26 protein-coding genes, 3 tRNA genes, 1 pseudogene and 1 riboswitch are annotated in these 23,003 nt (G+C 72.3%); of the genes and pseudogenes, 13 read left to right on the forward strand and 17 right to left on the reverse strand.

Annotation, left to right across the window (positions count from 1 at the left end):
* Positions 1-8: 8 nt before the first annotated feature.
* The 9 genes from BM236_RS15290 to BM236_RS15330 form a co-directional block, all read right to left on the reverse strand.
* Positions 9-926 carry a type II secretion system F family protein gene (locus tag BM236_RS15290; protein ID WP_091125534.1) on the reverse strand — a complete coding sequence of 306 codons (918 nt, stop codon included), beginning with the start codon at positions 924-926 and terminating at the stop codon, positions 9-11.
* Positions 923-1,777, reverse strand: coding sequence for a type II secretion system F family protein (locus BM236_RS15295; RefSeq protein WP_091125537.1), 855 nt, complete (start codon positions 1,775-1,777; stop codon positions 923-925). Before BM236_RS15295 ends, BM236_RS15290 begins: the two co-directional genes overlap by 4 nt.
* Positions 1,777-3,024, reverse strand: a complete 1,248-nt coding sequence (locus BM236_RS15300) for a TadA family conjugal transfer-associated ATPase (RefSeq protein WP_091125539.1) — start codon at positions 3,022-3,024, stop codon at positions 1,777-1,779. The genes BM236_RS15295 and BM236_RS15300 overlap by 1 nt, the downstream gene beginning before the upstream one ends.
* Before the next feature lie 94 nt (positions 3,025-3,118).
* The gene (locus BM236_RS15305; RefSeq protein WP_091125540.1) at positions 3,119-3,757 is read right to left on the reverse strand and encodes a C40 family peptidase; all 639 of its coding nucleotides are present in this window, start codon (positions 3,755-3,757) and stop codon (positions 3,119-3,121) included.
* Positions 3,758-3,760: 3 nt separating this feature from the next.
* Positions 3,761-3,928: riboswitch (cyclic di-AMP (ydaO/yuaA leader) on the reverse strand.
* Between the two features lie 221 nt (positions 3,929-4,149).
* A complete protein-coding gene (locus BM236_RS15310; protein WP_091125542.1) occupies positions 4,150-4,926 on the reverse strand; it encodes an HAD-IIA family hydrolase in 777 nt (258 codons plus the stop codon).
* 28 nt (positions 4,927-4,954) lie between these two features.
* Positions 4,955-5,647, reverse strand: a complete 693-nt coding sequence (locus BM236_RS15315) for a response regulator transcription factor (RefSeq protein WP_091125544.1) — start codon at positions 5,645-5,647, stop codon at positions 4,955-4,957.
* 50 nt (positions 5,648-5,697) lie between these two features.
* Positions 5,698-6,621 carry a non-homologous end-joining DNA ligase gene (gene ligD / locus BM236_RS15320; protein ID WP_245750362.1) on the reverse strand — a complete coding sequence of 308 codons (924 nt, stop codon included), beginning with the start codon at positions 6,619-6,621 and terminating at the stop codon, positions 5,698-5,700.
* The gene (locus tag BM236_RS15325; RefSeq protein WP_091125545.1) at positions 6,618-7,328 is read right to left on the reverse strand and encodes a L,D-transpeptidase family protein; all 711 of its coding nucleotides are present in this window, start codon (positions 7,326-7,328) and stop codon (positions 6,618-6,620) included. The genes ligD and BM236_RS15325 overlap by 4 nt, the downstream gene beginning before the upstream one ends.
* A complete protein-coding gene (locus BM236_RS15330) occupies positions 7,328-8,266 on the reverse strand; it encodes an ATP-dependent DNA ligase (protein WP_091125709.1) in 939 nt (312 codons plus the stop codon). The genes BM236_RS15325 and BM236_RS15330 overlap by 1 nt, the downstream gene beginning before the upstream one ends.
* 157 nt (positions 8,267-8,423) lie before the next feature.
* Here BM236_RS15330 and BM236_RS15335 point away from each other — a divergent pair, with 157 nt between their 5' ends.
* Entirely contained in the window at positions 8,424-8,795 is a 372-nt protein-coding gene (locus BM236_RS15335) for a PQ-loop repeat-containing protein (protein ID WP_091125547.1), read from the forward strand.
* Between the two features lie 25 nt (positions 8,796-8,820).
* On the opposite strand, the gene BM236_RS15340 is transcribed toward BM236_RS15335, so the two are convergent.
* From BM236_RS15340 to BM236_RS15350, 3 genes are all read right to left on the reverse strand, one after another.
* On the reverse strand, positions 8,821-9,669 hold the full coding sequence (locus BM236_RS15340) for a uracil-DNA glycosylase (protein WP_091125549.1): 849 nt from the start codon (positions 9,667-9,669) through the stop codon (positions 8,821-8,823).
* Positions 9,670-9,698: 29 nt separating this feature from the next.
* Complete coding sequence (locus BM236_RS15345; RefSeq protein ID WP_091125551.1) at positions 9,699-10,085, reverse strand: hypothetical protein; 387 nt, start codon at positions 10,083-10,085, stop codon at positions 9,699-9,701.
* A gap of 238 nt (positions 10,086-10,323) precedes the next feature.
* On the reverse strand, positions 10,324-10,680 hold the full coding sequence (locus BM236_RS15350; RefSeq protein WP_091125556.1) for a glutaredoxin domain-containing protein: 357 nt from the start codon (positions 10,678-10,680) through the stop codon (positions 10,324-10,326).
* Positions 10,681-10,765: 85 nt separating this feature from the next.
* Between BM236_RS15350 and BM236_RS15355 the strand changes: the two genes are divergently transcribed.
* Together BM236_RS15355 and BM236_RS15360 are read left to right on the forward strand one after the other, a co-directional pair.
* Positions 10,766-10,838, forward strand: a tRNA-Arg gene (locus BM236_RS15355).
* A gap of 96 nt (positions 10,839-10,934) precedes the next feature.
* On the forward strand, positions 10,935-11,501 hold the full coding sequence (locus BM236_RS15360; protein ID WP_091125558.1) for a TetR/AcrR family transcriptional regulator: 567 nt from the start codon (positions 10,935-10,937) through the stop codon (positions 11,499-11,501).
* Here BM236_RS15360 and BM236_RS15365 read toward each other — a convergent pair whose 3' ends face one another.
* From BM236_RS15365 to BM236_RS15375, 3 genes are read right to left on the reverse strand one after another with little or no spacing between them, the layout of a single operon-like run.
* Complete coding sequence (locus BM236_RS15365) at positions 11,502-12,269, reverse strand: FAD:protein FMN transferase (protein ID WP_245750363.1); 768 nt, start codon at positions 12,267-12,269, stop codon at positions 11,502-11,504.
* Positions 12,266-12,703 (reverse strand): FMN-binding protein, encoded by a 438-nt coding sequence (locus BM236_RS15370; protein ID WP_217645364.1) that lies wholly within the window; start codon positions 12,701-12,703, stop codon positions 12,266-12,268. The genes BM236_RS15365 and BM236_RS15370 overlap by 4 nt, the downstream gene beginning before the upstream one ends.
* A 16-nt stretch (positions 12,704-12,719) precedes the next feature.
* Positions 12,720-14,114, reverse strand: coding sequence for a ferredoxin reductase family protein (locus BM236_RS15375; protein WP_091125563.1), 1,395 nt, complete (start codon positions 14,112-14,114; stop codon positions 12,720-12,722).
* A 154-nt stretch (positions 14,115-14,268) separates the two neighbouring features.
* Here BM236_RS15375 and BM236_RS15380 point away from each other — a divergent pair, with 154 nt between their 5' ends.
* From BM236_RS15380 to BM236_RS15395, 4 genes and pseudogenes are all read left to right on the forward strand, one after another.
* The gene (locus tag BM236_RS15380; RefSeq protein WP_139230126.1) at positions 14,269-14,706 is read left to right on the forward strand and encodes a hypothetical protein; all 438 of its coding nucleotides are present in this window, start codon (positions 14,269-14,271) and stop codon (positions 14,704-14,706) included.
* A pseudogene (locus BM236_RS19415) lies at positions 14,703-15,932 on the forward strand (NRAMP family divalent metal transporter). The gene BM236_RS15380 and the pseudogene BM236_RS19415 overlap by 4 nt, the downstream one beginning before the upstream one ends.
* A 2-nt stretch (positions 15,933-15,934) precedes the next feature.
* Positions 15,935-16,582 (forward strand): PRC-barrel domain-containing protein, encoded by a 648-nt coding sequence (locus tag BM236_RS15390; RefSeq protein ID WP_091125568.1) that lies wholly within the window; start codon positions 15,935-15,937, stop codon positions 16,580-16,582.
* A gap of 46 nt (positions 16,583-16,628) precedes the next feature.
* Positions 16,629-18,092: a glycoside hydrolase domain-containing protein gene (locus BM236_RS15395; RefSeq protein WP_091125570.1), complete on the forward strand. Its 1,464-nt coding sequence runs from the start codon at positions 16,629-16,631 to the stop codon at positions 18,090-18,092.
* 3 nt (positions 18,093-18,095) lie between these two features.
* Here the strand turns inward: BM236_RS15395 and BM236_RS15400 are convergent, their stop codons facing one another.
* Positions 18,096-18,833 (reverse strand): DsbA family protein, encoded by a 738-nt coding sequence (locus BM236_RS15400; protein WP_091125572.1) that lies wholly within the window; start codon positions 18,831-18,833, stop codon positions 18,096-18,098.
* On the reverse strand, positions 18,833-19,327 hold the full coding sequence (locus BM236_RS15405; RefSeq protein WP_091125573.1) for a DoxX family protein: 495 nt from the start codon (positions 19,325-19,327) through the stop codon (positions 18,833-18,835). Before BM236_RS15405 ends, BM236_RS15400 begins: the two co-directional genes overlap by 1 nt.
* A gap of 71 nt (positions 19,328-19,398) precedes the next feature.
* Between BM236_RS15405 and orn the strand changes: the two genes are divergently transcribed.
* The 6 genes from orn (at position 19,399) to BM236_RS15435 (ending at position 22,981) form a co-directional block, all read left to right on the forward strand.
* On the forward strand, positions 19,399-20,055 hold the full coding sequence (orn, locus tag BM236_RS15410; protein ID WP_281247669.1) for an oligoribonuclease: 657 nt from the start codon (positions 19,399-19,401) through the stop codon (positions 20,053-20,055).
* Between the two features lie 52 nt (positions 20,056-20,107).
* A tRNA-His gene (locus tag BM236_RS15415) sits at positions 20,108-20,183 on the forward strand.
* A gap of 255 nt (positions 20,184-20,438) precedes the next feature.
* Positions 20,439-20,642 (forward strand): cold-shock protein, encoded by a 204-nt coding sequence (locus BM236_RS15420; RefSeq protein ID WP_091125576.1) that lies wholly within the window; start codon positions 20,439-20,441, stop codon positions 20,640-20,642.
* Positions 20,643-20,765: 123 nt separating this feature from the next.
* A complete protein-coding gene (locus BM236_RS15425; protein WP_091125578.1) occupies positions 20,766-21,260 on the forward strand; it encodes a GNAT family N-acetyltransferase in 495 nt (164 codons plus the stop codon).
* An 11-nt stretch (positions 21,261-21,271) separates the two neighbouring features.
* Positions 21,272-22,840 (forward strand): phytoene desaturase family protein, encoded by a 1,569-nt coding sequence (locus tag BM236_RS15430; protein WP_091125581.1) that lies wholly within the window; start codon positions 21,272-21,274, stop codon positions 22,838-22,840.
* Between the two features lie 68 nt (positions 22,841-22,908).
* Positions 22,909-22,981, forward strand: a tRNA-Lys gene (locus tag BM236_RS15435).
* The last annotated feature ends 22 nt before the right edge of the window (positions 22,982-23,003 follow it).

Raw genomic sequence — 23,003 nt, forward strand, 5'->3', positions numbered from 1 at the left:
GGGGCGCCTCACGGCGTCGTGAGGTGCAGGCCGAGGACGCCTGGATAGAAGGCGAAGAGCACAGTGACCGGGAGGACGAGGAACACCACCGGGACCATCATCAGGATCTCCTTGCGCGCCGCCGTCTCGATGAGCTCGCGACGGCCCGCCTCGCGGACGTCGGCCGCCTGGGCATGGAGTACGTCGGCCAACGGAGTGCCCCGCTCGACCGCGACGGCGATCCCTGCGGCGAAGCGCGCCACCAGCGGGACGCCGGTCCGCGCGGCCAGGGCATCGAAGGCGGCCCCGACGGGCTGACCGGTGCGGACCTCAGCGAGCACGCGGGCCAGCTCCGCGGAGAGCTCGCCGCCGCTGCGCCGCACGACCCGGTCGAGGGCGAGCACCGGTCCCTCCCCCGCCCCGACGGCCAGCGCCAGCAGCTCGGCGAGGGTCGGGAACTCGGCGATGATCCGGCGCTCGCGCGTCCGCACCTGGCTGCTGAGCCGGTTGTCACGGGCCAGCACGCCGACGACGAAGGCGGCGACGCAGACCACCGCCGACGAGACCGCGGAGCGCGGATCTCCGAGCGTGCGCAGCAGCCCGTAGGCCGCGGCGAGAGCGAAGGCCGCGAGCCCCCACTGCACCTGCTCGATGCGGAAGTCGTGCACCGACCTGTCCGATCCCGCCCGCTCCAGCCGCCGTCGCACCGACGCGGAACCGCCGAGCACGCGCTCGACGGCGTCGGCGCCCGAACGCAGCACCGGTCCGAAGACCCCCGCAGCGGCCGAGGTCGGTGGGCGGGTCCGCGGAGCGACCTCCGGCAGGTCGCGGAGGAACGGCACCACGCGGGTCTGGAGCGAGGGCCGGCGGATGGCCCGGACCCGCACGACGACGATCAGGACGCCCAGGGCAGCGAGCGCGCCGAGCAGCGCTCCCCAGCCGCTCACGACAGCAGCCGCCGCTCGGTCGGCAGTCGCCCGATGCGCACCATCGCGCGATAGGCCACCAGGCAGGCGCTCGCGCCGATCGTCAGGACCACGACGCCTCCGGGCGAGGCGTAGCGGTGGATGACGTCGGACTGCAGCGACATGAAGAGCAGCACGATCCACGGTGCGGCGACCGCGAGCCTGGCACCGTTCACGGTCCAGGCCTGCCGGCTCTCGAGCTCGGAGCGGGTGCGCGCGTCGTCGCGCAGGTAGCCCGACAGGTTGCGGAGCAGCCGCCCGAGCTCGCCGCCGCCGACCTCGCGGGCCACCCGCAGACCCTCGACGACGCGATCACCGACGGGGTCGGCCAGCCGGTCCTTGAGGCGGTCGAGGCACTCGCCGAACCGCCCCGACACCTGGTAGTCGAGCGCGAACGCCGCGAACGCGTCGCGCAGCGGCTCCGGCCCCCGCACCGCCAGGGCCGCTAGTCCCTCGGGCAGGGAGAGCCCGGCCCGGACCGCGGACGCGAGGTTGTCGACCGCCTCCGGCCAGACGTCGGCGAACTCGCGCTGCCGACGCCTGGCCCGACCGGACACCACCGTGACGGGCAGGTAGCCGACCATCACGGCGAAGGCGATCGCGACCGGTGGCGTCGCGGACACCAGCTCCACGACGAGGCCGGCCAGCAGGCCGCTGGCCAGGCAGAGCGTCAGGAACGCGCTCACGCTGACCTGCGACAGGCCCGACCGGGCGAGCAGCTGGGCCGTCCGCGACTCGCGCCGGGCCGGCTGTCGCGGCGCGCGCGGCATCGCGAAGGCCGACCAGACGAGCAGCAGGCCGACTCCGACGCCGAGCCCGACCAGCGCGCCCACTAGGCACCCGCCAGCAACCGGTGGACGTCGATGCCGAGCCGCGCGAACCGCTCAGGTCGCGGCGGCATCCCCGCGCACCGGCGGAGCTCGCCGTCGGCCCGCTCGAAGATGGGTGCGGTCTCGATGACGTCGCCCTCGACCCGGCCGGGGACGCCGACGATCTCGTTGACGCGGCGTATGCCCTGCTCATCGATGCCGAGGTGGACCACCAGGTCGACGGAGGCCGCGACAGTGGGGACGACGAACTTCGCGCTGATGTTCTCGCCGGCCAGGAGCGGCAGCGTGCACATCTTGACCAGCGCCTCGCGGGCCGAGTTGGCGTGCAGGGTGCACATCCCGGGCAGTCCTGCGTTGAGTGCGAGCAGCAGGTCGAGGCACTCCTCGGCCCGGACCTCGCCGACGATGATCCGGCTCGGCCGCATCCGCAGCGACTCCTTGACCAGCTCGCGCAGGCGGATCTCGCCGGTGCCTTCGAGCCCTGCCTGCCGGGTCTGCAGCGGGACCCAGTCCGGATGGGGGAAGCGCAGCTCGAAGACCTCCTCGGCGCTGACCACGCGATCGCCGCCCGGGATGGCGGCGGCCAGGCAGTTGAGCATGGTGGTCTTGCCGGCCTGTGTTCCCCCGGCGACCAGGACGTTCAGCCCGGCACGGACGCTGGCGTCCAGGAAGGTCGCGGCGGTCACGCTGAGGCTGCCGAGCTCGACGAGGTCGGCGAGCCGGGCGGCGCGCAGCACGAACTTGCGCACGTTGACCGCGCTGAAGCCGCGGGAGATGCCCTCCAGCACGACGTGCAGGCGATGTCCCTCGGGGAGCATGGCGTCCACGAAGGGCTGGGAGAGGTCGATCCGCCGGCCCGACGACTTCAGCATCCGCTCGACCAGCTCGGTGACCTGGTCGCGGGTCAGCACGAGGTTGGTCAGCTCGTGTCGCCCGTTGCGGGCGACGAAGACCCGGCTGGGGTCGTTGATCCAGACCTCCTCGACCTCGGGATCGTCGAGGAGCGGCTGCAGCGGCCCGAAGCCGGACACCCGCGCGACCAGCTCGCCGACGAGTGCCGTCGGGTCCGCCACGGCGAGCACGGCACCGGTCAGGCTGCGCTCGTCGTGCTCGCGTACGACGGACTCCGCGATGCGTCTGACCAGCGCCGCGTCACGCTGCGGGTCGACGCCCTCCCGGCGTACCCGCTCGCGCACGTGCCCGTCGAGCCGCTCGACCGTCGCGGCCTCGTCGGAGGCGAATACGCCCATGCTGGTCCCCGATCCCGAGTTGGAGTCCTGGGGGAGAACCTAGAGGCCGCAGGCCGCGTCCGGAAGAGCCGGACGAGGCCTGTGGAGAAGCTGTTCAGCGCAGGGTGCCGCCGAACCAGGAGCCGGTCCAGATCGGCACGGTCTGGACACCCTGGCCCGGCCGGGGTGCGTGCAGCACGTAGTCGGTGCCGCCGTGCCGGCCGGCGTAGAGCCCGACGTGGTAGACGTGCCCGCCGTCGCTGAAGAAGACCAGGTCGCCCCGGCGCAGCTGCGAGCGTGGGATGTGGCGAACCGCCCCCGACTGCGCCGCAGCCGTCCGCGGCAGCGACAGACCTGCCCGCTTGTAGGCGTAGGACGTCAGGCCGGAGCAGTCGAACGCGTCGGGACCGGTGGCGCCCCAGACGTAGGGGTCGCCCTTCTGGTCGACGGCGACAGCGAAGGCGCGCAGCTCCTTGCGGCCGACCACGGCGGCGCGGTGCAGACGGCGCTGGTGGCGACGCTCGCGCACCGCGTGGCGACGCTCGCGGGCGGCTCGACGCCGCTCGAGGCGGGCCGCCCGGGCGGCGGCCTCAGGGGTGAGCGGCGCGGTCTCGGCGGCGGCCGGGGCCACGGTCGACGACACGGGTACGGTCGCGGGCGCCGCCGCGGCGGGCAGCGAGAGGGTTGCGACCGACACGGTCAGGACGGTCAGGAGCGCTCTGAGGGCAGGGCGCAGCGAACTGAGGTTGGACATGCGTGGGTTTCCTTCCCACGCCTGCGAGGTGAGCTGTCGGGTTCGGGCGAGAAGGTGCCCGGCCGCGTGCCGACATGGACTGTCAGCGCACTGGCTTCACCCCGAGCGGCGGCGTCTGCCTCCGCGTGAAGATGTGGTTCCCCCGCTCCTGCCCCTCGGTGCTTGGTGTCACTCGTCTCGGGTTGACCGGCCCTCCGACAGGGGCAGGACTCGGCGTGTGCCGGGGCCGGTTCGCTTGCTGCAATGCCCTTCGACGGTAGAAAACTTGATCAGTCGTCCCAAGTCGGCGGCCCGGAAACCAGCCCACCCGTGGGCGGACTCACACCCATCCGCACCACCGGTCACACCGGTCTCGTGCGTCACGCGGCCGAACTGCCGCGATGGGATGCGACTCAGACCAGGTCGACCAGGTCGGCGACCGAGTCGAAGACGCGCGTCGGCCGGTAGGGGAACCGCTCGACGTCCTCGCGCCGGGTCGACCCGGTGAGGACCAGGCACGTCTGCAGCCCGGCCTCCAGACCGCTCACGACGTCGGTGTCCATCCGGTCCCCGACCATCGCGGTGGTCTCGGAGTGCGCCTCGATGCGGTTGAGCGCCGAGCGCATCATCAGCGGGTTGGGCTTGCCGATGAAGTACGGCGACCGCCCGGTTGCCGTCGAGATGAGCGCGGCCACCGAGCCGGTCGCGGGCAGCATCCCCTGCTGCGACGGCCCCGACGGGTCGGGGTTCGTGGCGATGAACCGGGCGCCGGCGGCGACCAGCCGGATCGCCTTCGTGATCGCCTCGAACGAGTAGGTCCGGGTCTCACCAAGCACGACGTAGTCCGGGTCGCGGTCGGTCATCACGTAGCCGACGTCGTGCAGCGCGGTGGTCAGCCCCGCCTCTCCGACGACGTACGCCGTGCCGCCCGGGCGCTGGTCGCCGAGGAACTGCGCGGTGGCCAGCGCCGACGTCCAGATCGCGCTCTCGGGCACGTCGATGCCGCTCCCCAGCAACCGGGCGCGCAGGTCGCGGGGGGTGAAGATCGAGTTGTTGGTGAGCACGAGGAACCGCCGGCCGGACGCCTTGAGCCTGTCGATGAACTCCGTGGCGCCGGGGATCGGCACCTCCTCGTGGACCAGGACGCCGTCCATGTCGGTCATCCAGGTCTCCACGGGTCGCAGCGTCATGGCCACATCCTGCCGTACCCGTCGGCGCTCAGCTGCCGCCGTCGCCGCCCTCGAGCCGGAAGCCGACACCACGGACCGCGACGACCTTGTCGGTGACGCCGGCGGCCTTGAGCTTCTGCCGGAGCCGGCCGATCGTGACGTCGAGCGTCTTGGTCGAGCCGTACCAGTTCTGGTTCCACGCCTCGGCCATCAGCCGCTCGCGCGGCACGACCTTGTCGCGGTGGGCGGCGAGGACGCTGAGGACCTCGAACTCCTTGCCCGTCAGCACCACCTCGACGTCGCCGGCGAAGACCCGGCGGGCGGCCGGGTCGATGCGCAGCGCGTCGTCCGGCAGCGCCGCCGCGTGAGCCGTGGCGACGGTGCGGCGCAGCAGCGCCCGGACGCGCGCCTGCAGCTCGGCCAGGCCGAACGGCTTGACGAGGTAGTCGTCGGCGCCGTAGTCGAGCCCCACGACGCGGTCGAGCTCACCGGCGCGGCCGGTGACGATGAGGATCGCTCCCTCGTAGCCGGACTCCCGGGCCCGGCGGCACACGTCGAGGCCGTCCATGTCGGGCAGGCCGAGGTCGAGGATCACGACGTCGGCCTCGTTGCCGGCGAGGTGCTCGAGGGCACCCTGGCCGGACTCCACGTGGTGCACCTCGTACCCCTCACGCTCCAGCGTGCGGACGAGTGGAAGAGCGATGTCCTCCTCGTCCTCGATGACCAGTACGCGATGCCCCATGGGAGGGATGGTAAGTGAGGGTGCCGACACACGCGGCAAAATGCGCGAGCCTATCGCACCCCGAAGACGTCGCCGAGGCGCTCCACGCGGTCGAGCACCTCGGTGAAGGTCATCTGCTCCAGGCCCAGCGGGTCGTCGGCGCCCTCCTCCACCTCGTCCCAGGTGACCGGCGTGGCGGCGTACGGGCGCTCCTTGCCGCGCAGGGAGTAGGGCGAGATGGTCGTCTTGCTGCCGGCGTTCTGCGACCAGTCGAGGAAGACCTTCCCGCCGCGGCGCGCCTTCGTCATCGTGGCGGTCACGAGCTGGGGGTGCTCGGCCTGCAGCTCCTCGGCGACCTCCTTGGCCAGCGCCGTCGTCTCGTCGCTCGACAGCGGCTCGGGCAGGCCGGCGTACAGGTGCAGCCCCTTGCTCCCGCTCGTCACCGCGTACGACGACAGGCCACGTGCGTCGAGCCGCTCACGCACCATCAGGGCGACCGTGCAGCACTCGTGCAGGCCGGCCGGCTCGCCGGGGTCGAGGTCGATCACGACTCTGTTGGCGCCCTGCGGCCGGCCGCTGTCGTCGACCGTCCACTGGTGGACGTGCAGCTCGAGCGCGGCGAGGTTGACCAGCCAGGTGAGCGTGGCGAGGTCCTCGACGACCGGGAACGTCAGGGTGCCCTCCTGCTTCGTCGCGGTGCGCGAGCCGGTCGTCGGGACGGTCACGGTGCGGACCCAGGCCGGGGTGCCGGACGGCGTGTTCTTCTCGAAGAAGCTGCCGTCGGAGACGCCGTGCGGCCAGCGGATCCGGGTCACCGCGCGGCCGTGCAGGTGCGGCAGGAGCAGCGGTGAGATGCGGGCGTAGTAGTCGAGCACCTCTCCCTTCGTCGTCCCCGTGCGCGGGTAGAGCACCTTGCCGAGGTTGCTGATCTTGAGGGTGCGCCCGTCGACCGCGACCCTGACCTCGGCGCTGTCCATGCTCTCCGGCTCGCTCATGACCCGATCGCGATCACGGGGCGGCGCTGGGCGGAGAGCCGGCGGTAGAGGAGCCGCAGGAACGAGCGGGGCGCGCTGACGCACCCGGCCGTCGCACCGCGCCCGTTGACGTGGAGGAAGATCGCGAAGCCCCGCTCGCGCACCTGGCGGGCGTTGAAGCTCGTCGCGAACGCGTACTCGTACTGCGAGCGGTAGTGGATCAGGTGCTCGGAGGCGTCGTCGTCGCTCTGCGGCAGCCACCATCGGAACCCGCCCTGCGCCTTGGTGCGCAGCCGGTTGTAGTGGGCCGAGGAGTTGTCGCCGACCCAGTAGTCACCCGTGCGGATCCGGTGGAAGGGCATCCGCCAGCCGGGCTTGCGCGCATGCGTCCCGAACGCGAAGGTCAGGTCGAACGTCCCCGTCGGCGTCGTGCCGTCACCCTGGTGCCGCTGCGCAGGACGGCTCAGCCCGCCGTAGCCGATCCGGCCGTCGGCGGTCGCGGCCACCACGGTCCAGCGGCCGTCGCGCAGGCTCCACAGCCGCACCCGGGCATGGTGGCCGGTCGTGCGGTCGGCCGTCACGACCTGGCTGGTGCCCGGCCGGAGCCGGACCGTGATCCCACCGAGCCGGACGGTCGCGGCGTCGGCGGACGTCGGCACCAGCGCGAGCAGCGGCCCGATGAGCAGGGCCGGCATCAGGTCCCTCAGCAGGCCGACGAGACGGCGCATCAGTGCTCCTCCGCGGACGGGGACAGGTCCTCCGGGCTCAGGTCGGTGCGGACGCCCTGGTAGGAGGGCTGCCGGAGCCGCCCGTCCCTGCCCGGTCGCGGCGGTCGTCCGTGCGTGTTGATGTCGACCACCACGAGCGGCTCGACCCAGTGGGTACCCACCGCGTCGGCGCGCGGCACCTCGTCGACGAATGGGCTCCTGCTCCGAGACGTGAGAAGGGCCTTCAGCGGCGCGCTCTCCCGCGGGCCGATGCCGCTGCCGACGCGCCCCCGGAAGAGGAGCCCCTCGGCGGTCACCTCGCCGACCAGCAGTGACCCGAGCCGGTCGGTCGTCCCCGTCTGCGGCCGCCAGCCGCCGACCACGAAGGAGCCGCGGAAGCGGTGCGCGAACTTGCGCCAGGCGCTGGTCCGCTCGCCGGGGCGGTAGGTCGAGTCGAGCCGCTTGCTGACGATCCCCTCGAGCCCCTGCTCGAGCGTCGCGTCGAAGAGCATCCGCCCGTCGTCGTACGTCGCCGGCAGCTGCCAGCCGCCGAGGTCGACCTTCTCCAGCAGCTCGCGACGCTCGGCGAGGGGCCGGTCGAGCAGCGTCCGCCCATCGAGCCGGAGCAGGTCGAAGACCATGTAGGTCGCGGGCACCCGCTGCGCGAGCCGGGCGGCCGCGGCACCGCGGACGTGGATGCGCTCCCCCAAGGTCCGGAAGTCCGGCAGCCCCTCCGCGTTGAGCCCGATGATCTCGCCGTCGACCAGCAGGTCGCGGTCGGGCCCCACGGCGGTGACGTCGGGCCAGCCGGTGGTGGCTACGTTCTCGTTGCGCGTGGTCAGCGCGGTCGAGCCCGCCGCGACGTCAGCCAAGATCCGTACGCCGTCCCACTTCACCTCGTGGGTCCACCCGTCAGCGGTCGGCACGTGGTCGCCGGTGGTGGCCAGCATCGGACGCATGCCGGCCATCTTGTCGCACCGGCGGTCGAGCCCCCACCGGCTGCGGCGCTGACGCGCAGGTCACACCGACGATCGAGCAGCTGTGCTCAGGCTCGCGCGGCTCCGTCCGATGGGAAGCGGTCTCCCTCCCTCAACCCCCGGAAAGCAGCTCGTCCTCGTGTCGCCCCTCGTCGTTCTCGGAGCCCTGGGAACCCTCGTCTCGACCATCACCATCCTCCCTCATGTCCGCCACGCCACGCGGACCAAGCAGCCGGGCGGCTCGCCGGTCGCCTGGGTCATGGGCGTGACCGGCTCGACCATCTGGCTCGTCTACGGCGTCGCGTCGGGCGACCTGCTGGTGGCCGCGCCCGGCCTCGTCACGATCCCCTGCGGCGCGCTCCTCGCGATCTGGTCGCTGCGGGGACGTCGCGACGCGCAGGTCGAGCAGACGGTGGAGTCGGTCGAGCCGGCGCCGTCGTTCGTGCCTGACGAGTGGCTCGCTGCCGGGTACGGCTCCGGCGACACGCTGGAGATGCCCGCCGTCGCCTGAGCAGCGCGCCTCTTGCGGGCGGCGGTCAGTCGGCGGTCAGCCTGCCGAGCGCAGCGGCCCGGGCGAACACGTCGTCGGTCATCGGCTCGGTGAGCCGGCCGGTGAAGGTGTTCTGCTGGCTCGGGTGGTAGCAGCCGATCAGCGTGACCGAGCGTCCCTCCCCCACCAGCGTCGCCTCGACGCCGTGGCCGAAGCGCGGCTTGGGCCGGGCGACCTGCCAGCCGAGGGCGGCGTACGACCGAAGGGTCGCGTCCCAGCCGTAGCCGCCGAGTGCCACCACGACACGGACGTGCTCGGCGAGCAGGCTCAGCTCAGCCTCGATCCACGGCGAGCAGGTGTCGCGCTCGGCCGTCGTCGGTCGGTTCTGCGGCGGCGCGCACCGGACGGTCGCGACCATCCGGGTGTCGATCAGCTCCAGGCCGTCGGCGGCGTGCACGCTCGTACCCTGCGTCGCCAGGCCGACACGGTGCAGCGACGCGAAGAGCCAGTCACCACTGCGATCGCCGGTGAACACCCGGCCCGTGCGGTTCCCGCCGTTCGCGGCCGGAGCCAGCCCGACCACGAGGATGCTCGGCGTCGGCGACCCGAAGCCCGGGATTGGCCGGCCCCAGTAGGGCTGGTCGGCGTACGCCGCCCGCTTGACGTGCGCGACATCTTCCCGCCAGCGCAGCAGACGCGGGCATGCCCGGCAGACACTGATCCGCGCATCGAGCTCGTCGAGGTCGGCCCGGTCGGCGAGGCGGCGTACGTCCTCCGCTGTCCACGCCACGGGCGTCTGCACCGTGGCCGGGTCGCCCGGCCAGCCGGTGCCCGGCGGGACCGGTGAGGGGAACAGCTCACCGGTCGCAGGATGCGGGAGGGCCGCGTCGTTCATAGGCCCATCTTCGCCCCGGACGTGATCGCTCAGAAGCAGAAGCTCGTGGTCCAGTCCGCCGGTCCCGACGTGAGCGCGTCGACCAGGATGGCGGCGGGCACGACAGACACCAGCGCTCCGAGGACGAGGTAGCGGACCCATCCACGGTGCATCAGCCCCGCCGCGACGGCGGCGACCACCCAGGGACCGAACGCGAGGACCGTGAGGACGGCGAGGTCCCGACGGCCCACGGCGAGCTGGCTCACGGATGCCGGGCCGTCGCACGTGCCCGACGTGGCCCAGCTCGCGAGCCCGGCGCCGACGGCGATAGCGAGTCCGTGCAGCACCGCGACGAGCACCGGGACCACCCAGGAAGCCACCCTGAGGGCGGTCTTCCGCGTGTCCGGTTCGGGGGCAGGGTCGCTCTCGATGTCCATGGGACCTGATCGTGTCGGGAGGCGTGGGTGACGGCATGAGTACCCGCGCTCAAACCGATGCGCTCACGGGTCTCACTGCCGCCTGGTGAACCTGACGTCACCGTTCGGAAGCCTGGCAGGCGACGGCGGGGATGACGTGCGCGGTGTACACCAGCCGACGGATCCCTCTTCGGGTCTACGTGCTTGTCGCCTTGGCCGGCGACGCACCGTTCGCCAGGGCCTCCGCTGCCTGAACCGACTAGTGACCGAGCTGCTGCCGCACCCACGCCGGCGCGGGGTTGGTGCGATGCGCCTCGCCCACGAAGACGGTCGGCACCGTCTCGTTGCCGTCGTTGACCGAGCGCACCCGAGCGGACGCGGCCGGGTCTCGGCTCACGTTCACCCACACCGCTCGACGTCCGGACCGGCCGAGCGCCAGCCGCAACCGGATGCAGAAGGTGCATCCCGTTCGCCAGTAGATCAGTGGGACACCCCTTGCCTCGGCTTCGGCGCGGCCCGCCGCATCGCCCGGCGAGCGGGGGAACGGCACGGGCGTCGCGGTCAGCAGCAGCACGAGGACAGCCACGGCGAGCAGCACGACCGAGAACGCAGTCACGGCACCAGTATGAGAGACGGCGAGGGAGGTCCGATCGGCCGCGGGAGCGAGTGGGCCATACTTTCCCGGGACGCAATCGTCTCCGGCCCCCGTGGCGCAACGGATAGCGCAACGGCCTTCTAATCCGTGGGTTGCAGGTTCGAGTCCTGCCGGGGGCGCCGCGTGATGCCTCGGGGCATCGGCGGTGAGACGCGACCTTCGCCCGACTTGCCGCTTTCCGCCCCTGGCGACCGCGTGGTCCGGATAATCGGCCCATGGCCGGACCACGCACCCGAGGGCGCCCCGTCGAGATCGACTCAGCCCGGCTCTCCCGGATCGCCGTCGAGCTCTTCGCCGAGCGAGGGTACGACGAGGTCAGCGCGGCCGAGGTGGCGGCGACCGCGGGCGTGAGCCGGCGCAGCCTCTTCCGCTACTTCCCCAGCAAGGCCGACCTGGTCTGGCACGGGTTCCGCGAGGGGCTCGAGATGCTCTCCGTGGCGCTCCTCGACAGCGGGGACCTCCCGCCGGCCGACGCGGTCGCCGCCGCGATGATCGCGATGGTCGAGCGCACGCCGGCGCTCGAGCTCACCCGCACCCGGCTGCGGATCCTCGCCGAGCATCGCGAGCTGATGTCGATCGGGCTCGGGCGGCTCGACGAGCAGGTCGCGATCTGCGCCGCCTACCTGCGCAACCGCGGCGTCGACGACCTCACCAGCCAGGCGCAGGCAGCCGCGATCACGGCCGCCGCCTTCACCGGCTACCTGTACTGGGCGACGTCGACGACCGACCCGGCACCGCTCGGGTCCGTACGCCGGGCGCTCGAGGCGGTCGGCGAGCTGTAGTCACTCCCCGGCGACCTGCAGTCGGCCGTCCGCGTGGACGACGATGCCGGTCCGGCCGGGGCGACCCGCCAGCCACGACACCCCCGCCGCACCGAGCGCGAAGGCAGCGGTGGCGTCGATGTCGGCCGTGGTCAGGTCAGCGGCGACGACCGTCACCGAGGCGACCTCACGGGGCACCTCACCGCTGCGGGCGTCGACGACGTGGCCGCCGCGGTGCGCCAGCCCCGACGTGGCGACGGCACCGTCGCGGACCGGCACCACCGCGACCGTCCGGGTCGGGTCGTGCGGGTCCTCGATGCCGACGCGCCAGGGCGCCCGGGCCGGGTCGGCGACGTGGCAGACCATGTCGCCGCCCGCCGACAGGCAGAAGTCGGTGTCGGCCAGGTGCCGCAGCGGGCGGGCCGCCCGCTCGACCGCCCAGCCCTTCACCACACCGCTGGGGTCGAGCCGCCCGGCCCGGCGTACGTCGAAGGCGCCACCGCTCTCCCGCCGCGCCCCCTCTCCCAGCGCGAGGACCTCGGCCACCTCGTGCGGGCAGTCGAGCAGGTCGAGCTCGCCGCGGTCGAGGCGGGAGACGAAGGAGTCGCGGCGATAGGTGCTGAACACGCGGTCGACGTCGCGCAGCGTGGCCATCGCCTCCGCCCACGCGGACTCCGACTCGAGGTCCCCGGCGTGCCGGCCGCGAAGGGCCAGGCTGACCGGCATCCCCATCACGTGCGCGACCCGGCGTACGACGCGGGTGGCGGTCAGCGTGCCCACGGCGCTCACACCCCCGCCTGGTCGAGAGCGCTCTGCAGCGACCGGATGTAGCCGTCGCTGGTGACGGTCGCGCCGCTGACCATGTCGATGTCGGCGCTCTGCGCGGACAGCGTCTCCTTGATGAGGATGGGCAGCGCGTAGGAGTTGATCTCCTCGTCCCGGGGGTTGCTGGAGGGGTACTCGACGACCTGCACGTCGGTCACCTTGCCGTCCGCCACCGACACCGCGACCTGGACCGGGCCCCACTGGGTGTCCGCGGCGTCGCCGCTGACGGTGTCCGAGGTGCTGGTCGAGCCGCTGCTCGACGCGCTGTCGGATCCGTCCGTGGCCGGCGCCGCGGCCGAGGGGATCACCGCGGAGCCGGTGCCGACGCCGTCGCCGGTGGACGTCTTGTAGCCGAAGAGCAGCACGACGACCGTCACCGTCGACAGCAGCCAGGTCATGTTCCGTTTCACAGGGTCACCATCCGAAGGTCTCGACGTGCAGGTGGTCGGTGGGCACTCCGGCGGCGGTCGCCGCGCGGGTGACGCTGTCGGTCCAGCCGGGTGGGCCGCAGACGAAGACGTCCCGATCGGGCAGGTCGGGGACGAGCCCGAGCAGGGTGCGGGCGTCGTCGATCGGCGGGCTGCCGACCGGCAGCCACGACGACTCGCTGCGCCGGGAGCCCGGCAGTCCGACGATGCGCAGTCCACGCGTGCCGGCCAGAGCCTCCATCTCGCCGCGGAACAGCGGCTCGTCGCGGTAGCGGTGCAGCAACACCGCCTCGCCCGGACCGTACGCCAGACCCTCGGCGAGCGCTCGCAGCGGTACCACGCCCACGCCGGCGCCGACGAGCGCGACCTTGCGCCGCGTCCTGGCCCGCTCCGACAGGCGCCCGAACGGGCCCTCGACCAGCACCCGCGTCCCCGGACGCAGTGCGGCGAGCGCGGCGCTGCCGTCGCCGACGACCTCGACGGTGATCCGCAGCCGACGGCCGTCCGGGGCTGCGGACAGCGAGTAGGGGTTGGCGCGCGTCCAGCCGCGGCGGCCGAGGAAGCGCCACATCAGGAACTGCCCCGCCTCCGCGCGCAGCAGGTCGAGCCGCCGGCCGCTCACCCACACGCTCAGCACGCCCGGCGCCTCGGGCACGACGGCGTCGACCCGGAGCCCGTGCCGCAGGTTGCGGATGACGGGCACGCCGATCCGCCAGACCAGGACCGAGCCGGCCGCGGCCGCCCACGCCGTCCACCAGAACACCGTCGCCGCCGGGCGGCTCAGGAACTGCGCGCCGGTCCAGAGCTGGTGCGGCAGCGCGAGCCCGACGCCGAGGTAGGCGTAGAGGTGCATCAGGTGCCAGGACTCGTAGCGCAGCCGCCGTCGGGCCGCCTTGACGCTGGTCACCACGACCAGCACCAGGCAGGCCGTGCCCGCGACGGCGAGCAGCATGCCCGGATAGTCGACGGTCAGGTCCCAGAACGTCCCCGGCACCGCGACGAGTCGGCCGGCGGCGTACCCCCACGTGACCAGGACGACGTGGATCACCATCAGGTCGGACGAGACGAGGCCGACGAGCCGGTGCGTCCGCGCCAGCCGGTCCTGCCCGAAGGCGCCCTCGATGACCGGGACGCGCGCCATGAGCACGACCTGGGCGAGCAGGAGCACCGCCGACCACAGGCCGGAGACGCGGCCGGCCGAGGTGAGGCCGTCGGCCCAGCCGCCGAGGTCCTGGATGCCGCCGTCGGCCACCCACCAGTAGGTCACCAGCAGCAGGGCCAGCCAGAGCACGGCACCGGCGAGGAGGCGTACGACGGCGTCGCGCTGCGCGCGGAGACGCGTCGTCGAGCCGAGGGCGACAGGGGCGGCGGTCGTCGTCATGCGGCCAACGATGCGGCCCCTGCTTGAGAGGACCGGCGCGGTTCGCTGTGGCGGACCTGTGAAGTCAGCCGAGCCGTGCGAGCACCCCGGCCGGCAGTCTCGACTGAGCATGACGAGTGCCGCGCGCGGAGACAGGAGGCTTATGAGAAGAGCGTTGGCAGTGGTGCTGACGCTCCTCGCCGTCGCCACGTCGGCCGGTTGTGCGCCGGGCACGCCCGACGACGACTCCTGGCGCGACGACGCGGTCCGTGTCACGGGCGACGTGGGCAGCGCGGTGTCCACGGTCGAGCTCGCGCTCCGTCATCGTGACCGGCTCTTCCGGACCTACCTCCAGACCGTCGCCGTCGACGCCGAGGAGGCCGCCGGCACGGCCGCCACCCGGCTCGAGGGCGTCCAGCCCCCGGATCCCGAGCTCGACCGCAACAGCGACGTGACCAGCGCGATCGACGACGCGACGTCGCTGTTGACCGACGTCCGCATCGCGGTCGTACGCCGGGCTCCGCTGCAGCACTTCATCAACGAGCTCTCCTCGGCCGCCGACCGGCTCGACCACCTCGAGCAGTCGCTGCACCAGCCGCCGGGGACGCCATGAAGAAGTACCTCAGCGTCGCCCTCGGGATCCTGACCGCGATCGGCGGCTTCGTCGACATCGGCGACCTGGTGACGAACGCGCAGGTCGGCGCGCGGTTCGGCATGTCGCTCGCGTGGATCACGATCGGCGGTGTCGTCGGAATCTGCGTCTTCGCCGAGATGTCGGGCCGGGTGGCCGCGATCAGCGGTCGCCCGACCTTCGACCTCATCAGGGAACGACTCGGCCCCCGACTCGGACTGCTCAACCTGACCGGCAGCATGGCGGTGACGATGCTGACCTTCGTCGCCGAGATCGGCGGCGTCGCCCTCTCCCTGCAGTTGATCACCTCGGTCAACGAGGTTCTCATCGTCCCCGCTGTCGGGTTCGTCGTCTGGCTGATCCTGTGGCGGGCGCGCTTCTCGGTGATGGAGAACGTGCTGGGCCTGCTCGGCCTCGCGCTGATCGTCTTCGCCGTCGCACTGGTCGCCCTCGGCCCGGACTGGCGAGGGCTGGCGCACCAGTGGACGACGTTCGACAAGCCGGGCGACGAGGCCTGGTAGACGTGGTCGTACTACGCCGTCGCGCTCTTCGGCGCCGCGATGACGCCCTACGAGGTCTTCTTCTTCTCGTCCGGTGGGGTGGAGGAGAAGTGGACCGAGAAGAGCCTCGGGACCATGCGCGCAAACGTGCTCATCGGCTTCCCGCTCGGCGGGATCCTCTCGCTTGCGATCGCGGCCGGGTCCGCGGTCGTCCTGGCGCCGCAGAACATCGCCGTCGACACGCTCGGCCAGGTCGGTCTGCCGGCGGCGGTCGGGCTGGGCAAGGTCGGCCTCGGCCTCGCGCTGCTCGGCTTCATCGCCGCCACCCTCGGCGCCGCATGCGAGACCGGCCTGTCGGTCGGCTACTCGCTGGCGCAGTACTTCGGCTGGCAGTGGGGCAAGTACGTCCGCCCGGACGTCGCTGCCCGCTTCCACCTGGTGCTGCTCGGCTCGACGCTGCTGGCCGTGGCGATCCTGCTCACGACCGTCGACCCCGTGCTGGTCACGGAGGTCTCGGTGGTCTTCTCGGCGGTCGCCCTGCCGCTGACCTACTTCCCGATCCTGGTCGTCGCCAACGACCGCGACTACATGGGCCGCCACGCCAACGGCAGGCTGGCCAACGGGCTGGGGGTCGTCTTCCTCGTCATCATCTGCGTCGCGGGCGTCGCTGCGCTGCCCCTGATGATCTGGACCCGGATGGGAGCGTAGACATGAACCGGCTCGAGGGACCCTATGACGCAGCGCTGCACCTGCTCGACCGGCAGATCGTCGACTCCGAGGGGCTGCTGGTGGCCAAGGTCGACGACGTCGCGCTGACCCCGGACCTCGAGGTGGCCGGCCTCCTCGTCGGCACCGCCGCCCTCCTCCCCCGGCTCGGCGGCCGCCTCGGCCCGAGGCTGCTCGACCTGTGGGAGAGGCTGGCACCCGCCGAGGCCGACCGCGGGACGCCCCGGTTCATCCCGATCCGCGCGGTCGTCGACGTGGGCAGCGCGGTCACCCTCGGCCGGGCCAGGCTGCGCCTGCTCGACGTCCACGAACCGCCCGGACACCGGCTCGGGCAACTGCTCGACCTGCCCGTCGTGGCGGCCTCCGGCCGCAGCCTCGGCCGGGTGATCGACGTACGCCTGACCGAGCACGGCGAGGTCCACGGCCTCGTCGTGGGGCGCGGCGGACCGGGCTCCCTGCTGGGCTACGACCGCAACCGCGAACAGGGGCCACGACTCGTCGCCGCCGCGGTGAGCTGGCTCCACCGCCACAGCGGGTACGCCGCCCGGGCCGACGTGGCCGAGATCGAGTGGGGCCACCGCGTCCGCCTGCGGACCGATCGGCTGGACCCGCTCCGCGACGTCTACCAATGACGCGTCGACGGGACATCGCCGGGGTCACCAACGTAAAGTCCCGCGGGTGCCCCGTCTCGGATCAGTCCTCGCCGCCACCGTCACCGCCGCCGCTCTCGCCACGTCGATCCTCGCTGCCGCGCCGGCCGACGCGTCGCCCCTCGCGATCAACGGCCCCGCCGACACGCCGCCCGCGCCGGCGTCCCGGGCGTCGGTCCCGGCCCCGGCGGCCGGCCACCAGCTGATGTTCGACACCTGTGACACGCCGTCGATCGGTGCGATCCGCGCGTGGCAGCAGTCCTCCCCGTTCCGGGCCATCGCGGCCTACATCCCGGCCCGTAGCGACTACGACATGTGGTATTGCCGGAACCACGCCTCGGTGGACAACCTGAACCCCAGCTGGGTGAACCAGGTCCTCGCCGGCGGCTGGAACATCATGCCGATCCAGGTCGGCCTGCAGGCGCCCTGCAGCTCGTTCAGCAAGCGGATGAGCGGTTCGGCATCGACCGCCCGCGCCCAGGGCGCCGCCGCGGCGAGCGACGCCGCGACTCGGGTCCGCGCGCTCGGCATCCCGGCCAGCTCGCCCGTCGTCGCCGACATCGAGGCCTACCCCCAGGGCGGCTCGTGCTCGAAGGCGGTCCGGGCGTACGTCGGCGGCTGGACCACCCGCCTGCACCAGGTCGGGCTGCGCTCCGCCGTCTACGGCTCGAAGGCGTCGACCATCACCGACATGGTGCACTCGTCCGACGTCAGGCCCGACGTGATCTGGGTGGCCGACTACAACGGTCAGGCCACCACGGCCTTCGACGCCACGGTGGTGCCGGCGAGCATGTGGGCCGGAAGCCGGGTCAGCCAGTTCACCGGCGGGACCACGCTCTCCTACGGCGGCGTCACGATGAACGTCGACCAGGACGCGGTGCAGTCCTCGGTGTGGGACCACACCGGCCCGCGGCTGGCCGCCAAGCAGCCGCCCCGCGCGACGAGGTCCAAGCGGGTCCGCATCGGCTGGCACGCCGTCGACCCGTCGGGCGTGCGGAGCTATCACGTGCGCTTCCGCCACAACCGCGGCCACTGGAAGTCGTCGAAGAAGCTGCGCAGCACGCGGCGCAACAACCAGGTGTTCTCCTTCAAGCCCGGTGACCGCTGGTGCGTCCAGTCCCGCGCCACCGACCGGGTCGGCAACACCTCCGCCTGGTCGCCGGCCCGCTGCACCACCCGCTTCACCGACGACCGCTCGCTGCGCGCCGGGAAGGGCTGGAAGCGGGTCCACGGCAGCTACCTCGGAACCGGCACGAAGACCGTGCGCAAGGGCGTGGTCCTGCGCGGCAGGCGCGTGTCCGGCCGCCACGTCGGCGTCATCCTGCACGGCCGGAGCACCGTCGGCATCTACATCGGCGGCCACCTCGTCGGCCAGGTGCGCGGCAACGGCACGAAGTGGATCACGCTGCCCGCCACCCACTCCGGCAGGATCGCCCTCCGCACGCTCACCCGCGGGAGGGTGGTCGTCGGCGGCTACGCCGTGACCGCCTAGGACCTACGCGCCGACCGACTGCAGCAGCGAGGCAGCGATGTCGTCGACCGTGCGGCCGGTGACCTCGCTGCCGTCGAGCAGGACGGTCGGGGTGCTGCGGACCCCCGCGTCCGCGGCCGCCTGGGTCGACGCGTCGGCCCACGTCGTGGCGTCACCGTTGTCGATCGCGTCCTGCACCTTGGTCCGGTCGGCACCGGCCTTCACGGCGACGTCGACCAGGTCGTCCTGGCTGGGCCAGTCGTCGGGCGCGCTCTCGTCGGGCTGCTGGGCGTAGAGCACGTCGTGCAGCTTCTTGGCGACGTCGTCGCCGGCAATCCGCTGGGTGGCGGCGAAGACCTCCAGCGACTGCTGGGAGTAGTCGGTGTCGAGCAGGTTGAACGGCCGATAGGTGACCTGGACCTTCCCGCTCGCCGCCGCGGCGGCGAGCCGGTCGCTGGTCCGCTTCTCCAGCTCACCGCAGAACGGGCAGAGGAAGTCCTCCCAGATGACGACCTTGTGGGGAGCGTCCGCCGACCCGATCGTCACCGACGTGGTCCCGGCGGCCGGTGTCGAGCCCGCCTCCTTGCTCGGCCCGCCGCCGTTGCGCTGGCTGATCAGGAACCCGCCGACGACGATCACGGCCATGGCGACGACCACGCCGATGATGCTCAGCATCGTCCGGCGGCGCTCCTGGCGGCGCTGCTCGGCGAGCGCTGCTGCCGCCCGCTCGGCGCGGGCCTCGGCGCTGGACCTCTTCGACATCAGGACTCCTCGCTCAACGATGCATCGGTCGTACGACGGAACAGCAGCCGGTCCAGCCCGGGGCCGGTGTCGCGCACGACCACCAGGAACACCGACACCAGCAGGAGCCCGGCGTCGCGGGCGATCTCCCACGGGTACTTCGACGCCGCGTCCGGGTCGAAGCCACCGCCGCCGAAGCAGCCGCAGTCGATCTGCAGGCCGCGCGCCCACGCCGAGGCGATCCCGATGATGAAGGCGATGAACAACAGCCCGGAGATGACCGCCGCTCCGCGCGTCAGCAGGCCGAGGACCAGCGCGGCGCCGACCACGATCTCCAGCGTGGGGAGCAGGTGGCCGACCACGTCGGCGAGTCCCGTGGGGAGCAGCTGGTAGGCCCGGACGGCCAGCGCGGCGGCGTACGGGTCGGAGAGCTTCGCGGCGCCGGCCCAGATCCAGACGCCACCGGTGAGCAGTCGACCGAGGACGGCGAGCACAGCCAGGGCGGATCGGGGCACGTCTCCACGGTAGGCGGCCCTTCTGAGCGCGCGCTGAGAAGCGCTGGTGGCGATCCTCTAGTGTTCCTCTGGTGACTGCAGCGAACGACCGCCTCGTCTGGATCGACTGTGAGATGACGGGACTCTCCCTGGAGCACGACGCTCTGGTCGAGGTGGCGGCCTTGGTGACCGACTTCGACCTCAACGTGCTGGGCGAGGGCGTCGACGTCATCATCAAGCCGCCCGCCGAGGCGCTGGAGCAGATGGACGAGTTCGTCCGGACGATGCACACGAAGTCCGGGCTGCTCGAGGAGCTGGAGCAGGGCGTCACGCTCGCCGAGGCCGAGCAGCTCGTCCTCGACTACGTCAGGTCGCAGTGCCCCGCCGACATCCGCCCGCCGCTGGCCGGCAACACCGTCGGCACAGACCGGGCCTTCATCGCTCGCGACATGCAGGACCTGGAGTCGTTCCTGCACTACCGCATCGTCGACGTCTCCTCCATCAAGGAGCTCTCCCGCCGCTGGTACCCGCGGGCCTACTTCCAGTCCCCGCCCAAGCGGGGCAACCACCGCGCCCTGGCCGACATCCAGGAGTCGATCGAGGAGCTCCGCTACTACCGCGAGGCCGTGTTCGTGCCCGCCCCCGGCCCCGACAGCGGGAGCGCCAAGGTCATCGCCGCGCGTCACGGCGGCGCTCTGACCGGCCTCGCCGCCGGGCAACCGAGTCCCGATTCCGCGCAGTCGGAGTGATTCCCCTACACTTCTCAGCGCCCGGTCGTGGTCCAGCCGCGAACCGGTCATGGTGGGTGTAGCTCAGCTGGTAGAGCACCTGGTTGTGGTCCAGGTGGTCGCGGGTTCAAGTCCCGTCACTCACCCCATCGAGCCGCCTCCTGGTCTGCCAGGAGGCGGTTCCGCATTTCGCCGTGGCCTCGGCGAATGTCCTCTCCAGCCCTGCGCCTGTTACGGTGGTGGAGTTGAAGGAAGTGCTCCGGTGCTTCCCCGCGGCCGTCGGCCGCGGCACATCCCCACAGTTCTTGGTCTTCGGTTTTGCTGGACATCAGGCGCAGCGCAGATGTTTTCAGCGTGGCGCAGGGCAGGTCGCCCCGCACCCGATTCACCGAAGGTTTGAAAAAATGGCACAGGGCACCGTGAAGTGGTTCAACGACGACAAGGGCTTCGGCTTCATCGCGCAGGACGGTGGCGGCGCTGACGTGTTCGTCCACCACACCGCCATCGCCGGCACCGGCTTCAAGTCCCTCAAGGACGAGCAGCGCGTCGAGTTCGACATCACCCAGGGCCCCAAGGGCCCGCAGGCGGAGAACGTCCGCGGCCTCTGAGGCTCTCCATGAGCACCTGCGGCTGAGGTCACACCTCGGCGCAGGGAGGTAAGTACGACGGCGGCCCCGATACGCTCGGGTGCCGTCGTCTTGCTATTTCCACCGGCATCTAGGGTCGACGGCATGGCTGCCGACCCCCGCCGCCCCCAGCTCCCGTTCGAGACGGTCGACCCGGCCGCGGACCACGCCCGCGAGGCGATGGCGCGCTACTTCGCCGAGCTCGACGAGCGCTTCCCGCAGGGCTTCGACCCCGGGCCGCACACCCACGAGGACGACGAGACCCTCCGCGCGCCGGTCGGCGCGTTCGTCGTCGCCGTCAGCGACGGGCACCCGGTCGCCGGAGGCGGCGTACGCGCCTATGACGGTGCCGCCGAGATCAAGCGGATGTGGGTCGACGGCGACTGGCGCGGCGCCGGGCTCGGGTCGCGCCTGCTCCGCCACCTCGAGGAAGTCGCCCGCGATCTCGGGCACGACACGGTCCGCCTGGACACCAACGAGACGCTCCGTGACGCCATCGCGATGTACGAGCGCGCCGGCTACACGCGCATCGACCGCTACAACGACAACCCCTACGCCACGCACTTCTTCCAGAAGCCGCTCGGAGGAACCAAGCACTAGGGTCCTAGAGCATGGGAGGAACGAGCCGGACCCGGTACGACGTCGTGGTGGTGGGGGGCGGGCACAACGGCCTGACCGCCGCCGCCTACCTGGCCCGGGCCGGCCTGTCGGTCGCGGTGCTCGAGCGGCTGGACCACACCGGCGGCGCGGCCGTCTCGGCGCCGGCCTTCCCCGGCCGGCCGACCCGGCTCTCGCGCTACGCCTACCTCGTCTCGCTGCTCCCCGACACGATCGTCAGCGACCTCGGCCTCGACATCCACCTGGTGTCACGGTCGACGTCGTCGTACACGCCGGTGCTGCGCGACGGGACGGCGGGCGGCCTGCTGGTCGAGCGGCCCGAGGGACCCGCCACCGCAGCGAGCTTCCGGGCGCTGACCGGCTCCGACCGCGAGTACGCCGCCTGGCGGGCGTTCTACGCCGAGGTCGGCGCCTTCGCCGAGGCCGTCGCCCCGACGCTGACCGAGCCACTGCCGACCGACCGGTCGATCCGCGAGCTGGTCCCGTCCGACATGTGGCGCGCCCTCGTCGAGGAGCCGATCGGCCGGGTGATCGAGGAGCGCTTCGCCGACGACACCGTGCGCGGCGTGGTCGCCACCGACGCCCTGATCGGGACGTTCGCCTCCCTCAACGACGAGTCGCTCATCCAGAACCGCTGCTTCCTCTACCACCTCATCGGCAACGGGACCGGCGAGTGGCGGGTGCCCGTCGGTGGCATGGGCGCGGTCACCGACGCCCTCGCGGCCGCCGCCGTCGACGCCGGGGCGGAGCTCGTCACCGGCGCCGGGGTGAGCGCGATCCGCGCGAGCGCCGACGGTGCCGAGGTGGACTATCACGACGGCACGAGCACCCACACGATCGAGGCGCGGCACGTGCTCTCGAACGTCGCGCCCTGGGTGCTCCGCATCCTGCTGGGCGACGGCGAGGACGCGGCGAGCAAGCCGGTCGGCGCGCAGCTGAAGGTCAACCTCCTGCTCGACCGCCTCCCCCGGTTGAAGTCCGGCGCCGACCCTGCAGTCGCCTTCGCGGGCACGCTGCACCTCGGCGAGGACTACAGCCGGCTCGAGGCGGCGTACGCCGAGGCGGCCGGTGGCGCGCTGCCGGACCGCCTCCCCGGCGAGGTCTACTGCCACTCCCTCACCGACCGGTCGATCCTGGGCGACGTGCCCGAGGGCACGCACACCTTGACCTACTTCGGCCTGCACACGCCCGCCACGCTCTTCTCCGATCCGTCGGTGAAGGAGGAGGCGCTACGCCGCGCCATCGCCTCGCTCGACGAGCACCTCCTCGACCCGATCTCGTCGGTCGTGGCCCGTGACGAGTCCGGCGAGCCGTGCATCGAGGTGAAGATCCCGCAGGACGTGGAGGCCGATCTGGCCATGCCGGGCGGCCACATCTTCCACGGCGACCTCGACTGGCCATGGGCGCCGTCGCGCTCCGACCTCTCCTCCCCCGCGGCCCGCTGGGGTGTCCAGACCGACCACTCCTCGGTCCTCCTCTGCGGCTCCGGCGCCCGCCGCGGAGGCGCCGTCTCCGGCCTCGGCGGGCACAACGTGGCGCAGGCGATCCTCGAGCTGAGCTGAGGCCGAACGCCGATTTGGGGCGCACGTCGCGCGCCTGTAGTGTTCTCGTCGTCGGAGCGATCCGACGAGCGCCATTAGCTCAATTGGCAGAGCAGCTGACTCTTAATCAGCGGGTTCGGGGTTCGAGTCCCTGATGGCGTACAGATCGAAGCCCCTGACCTGG

The sequence above is a fragment of the Nocardioides terrae genome (genome assembly GCF_900112345.1).
GTDB lineage: Bacteria > Actinomycetota > Actinomycetes > Propionibacteriales > Nocardioidaceae > Nocardioides > Nocardioides terrae.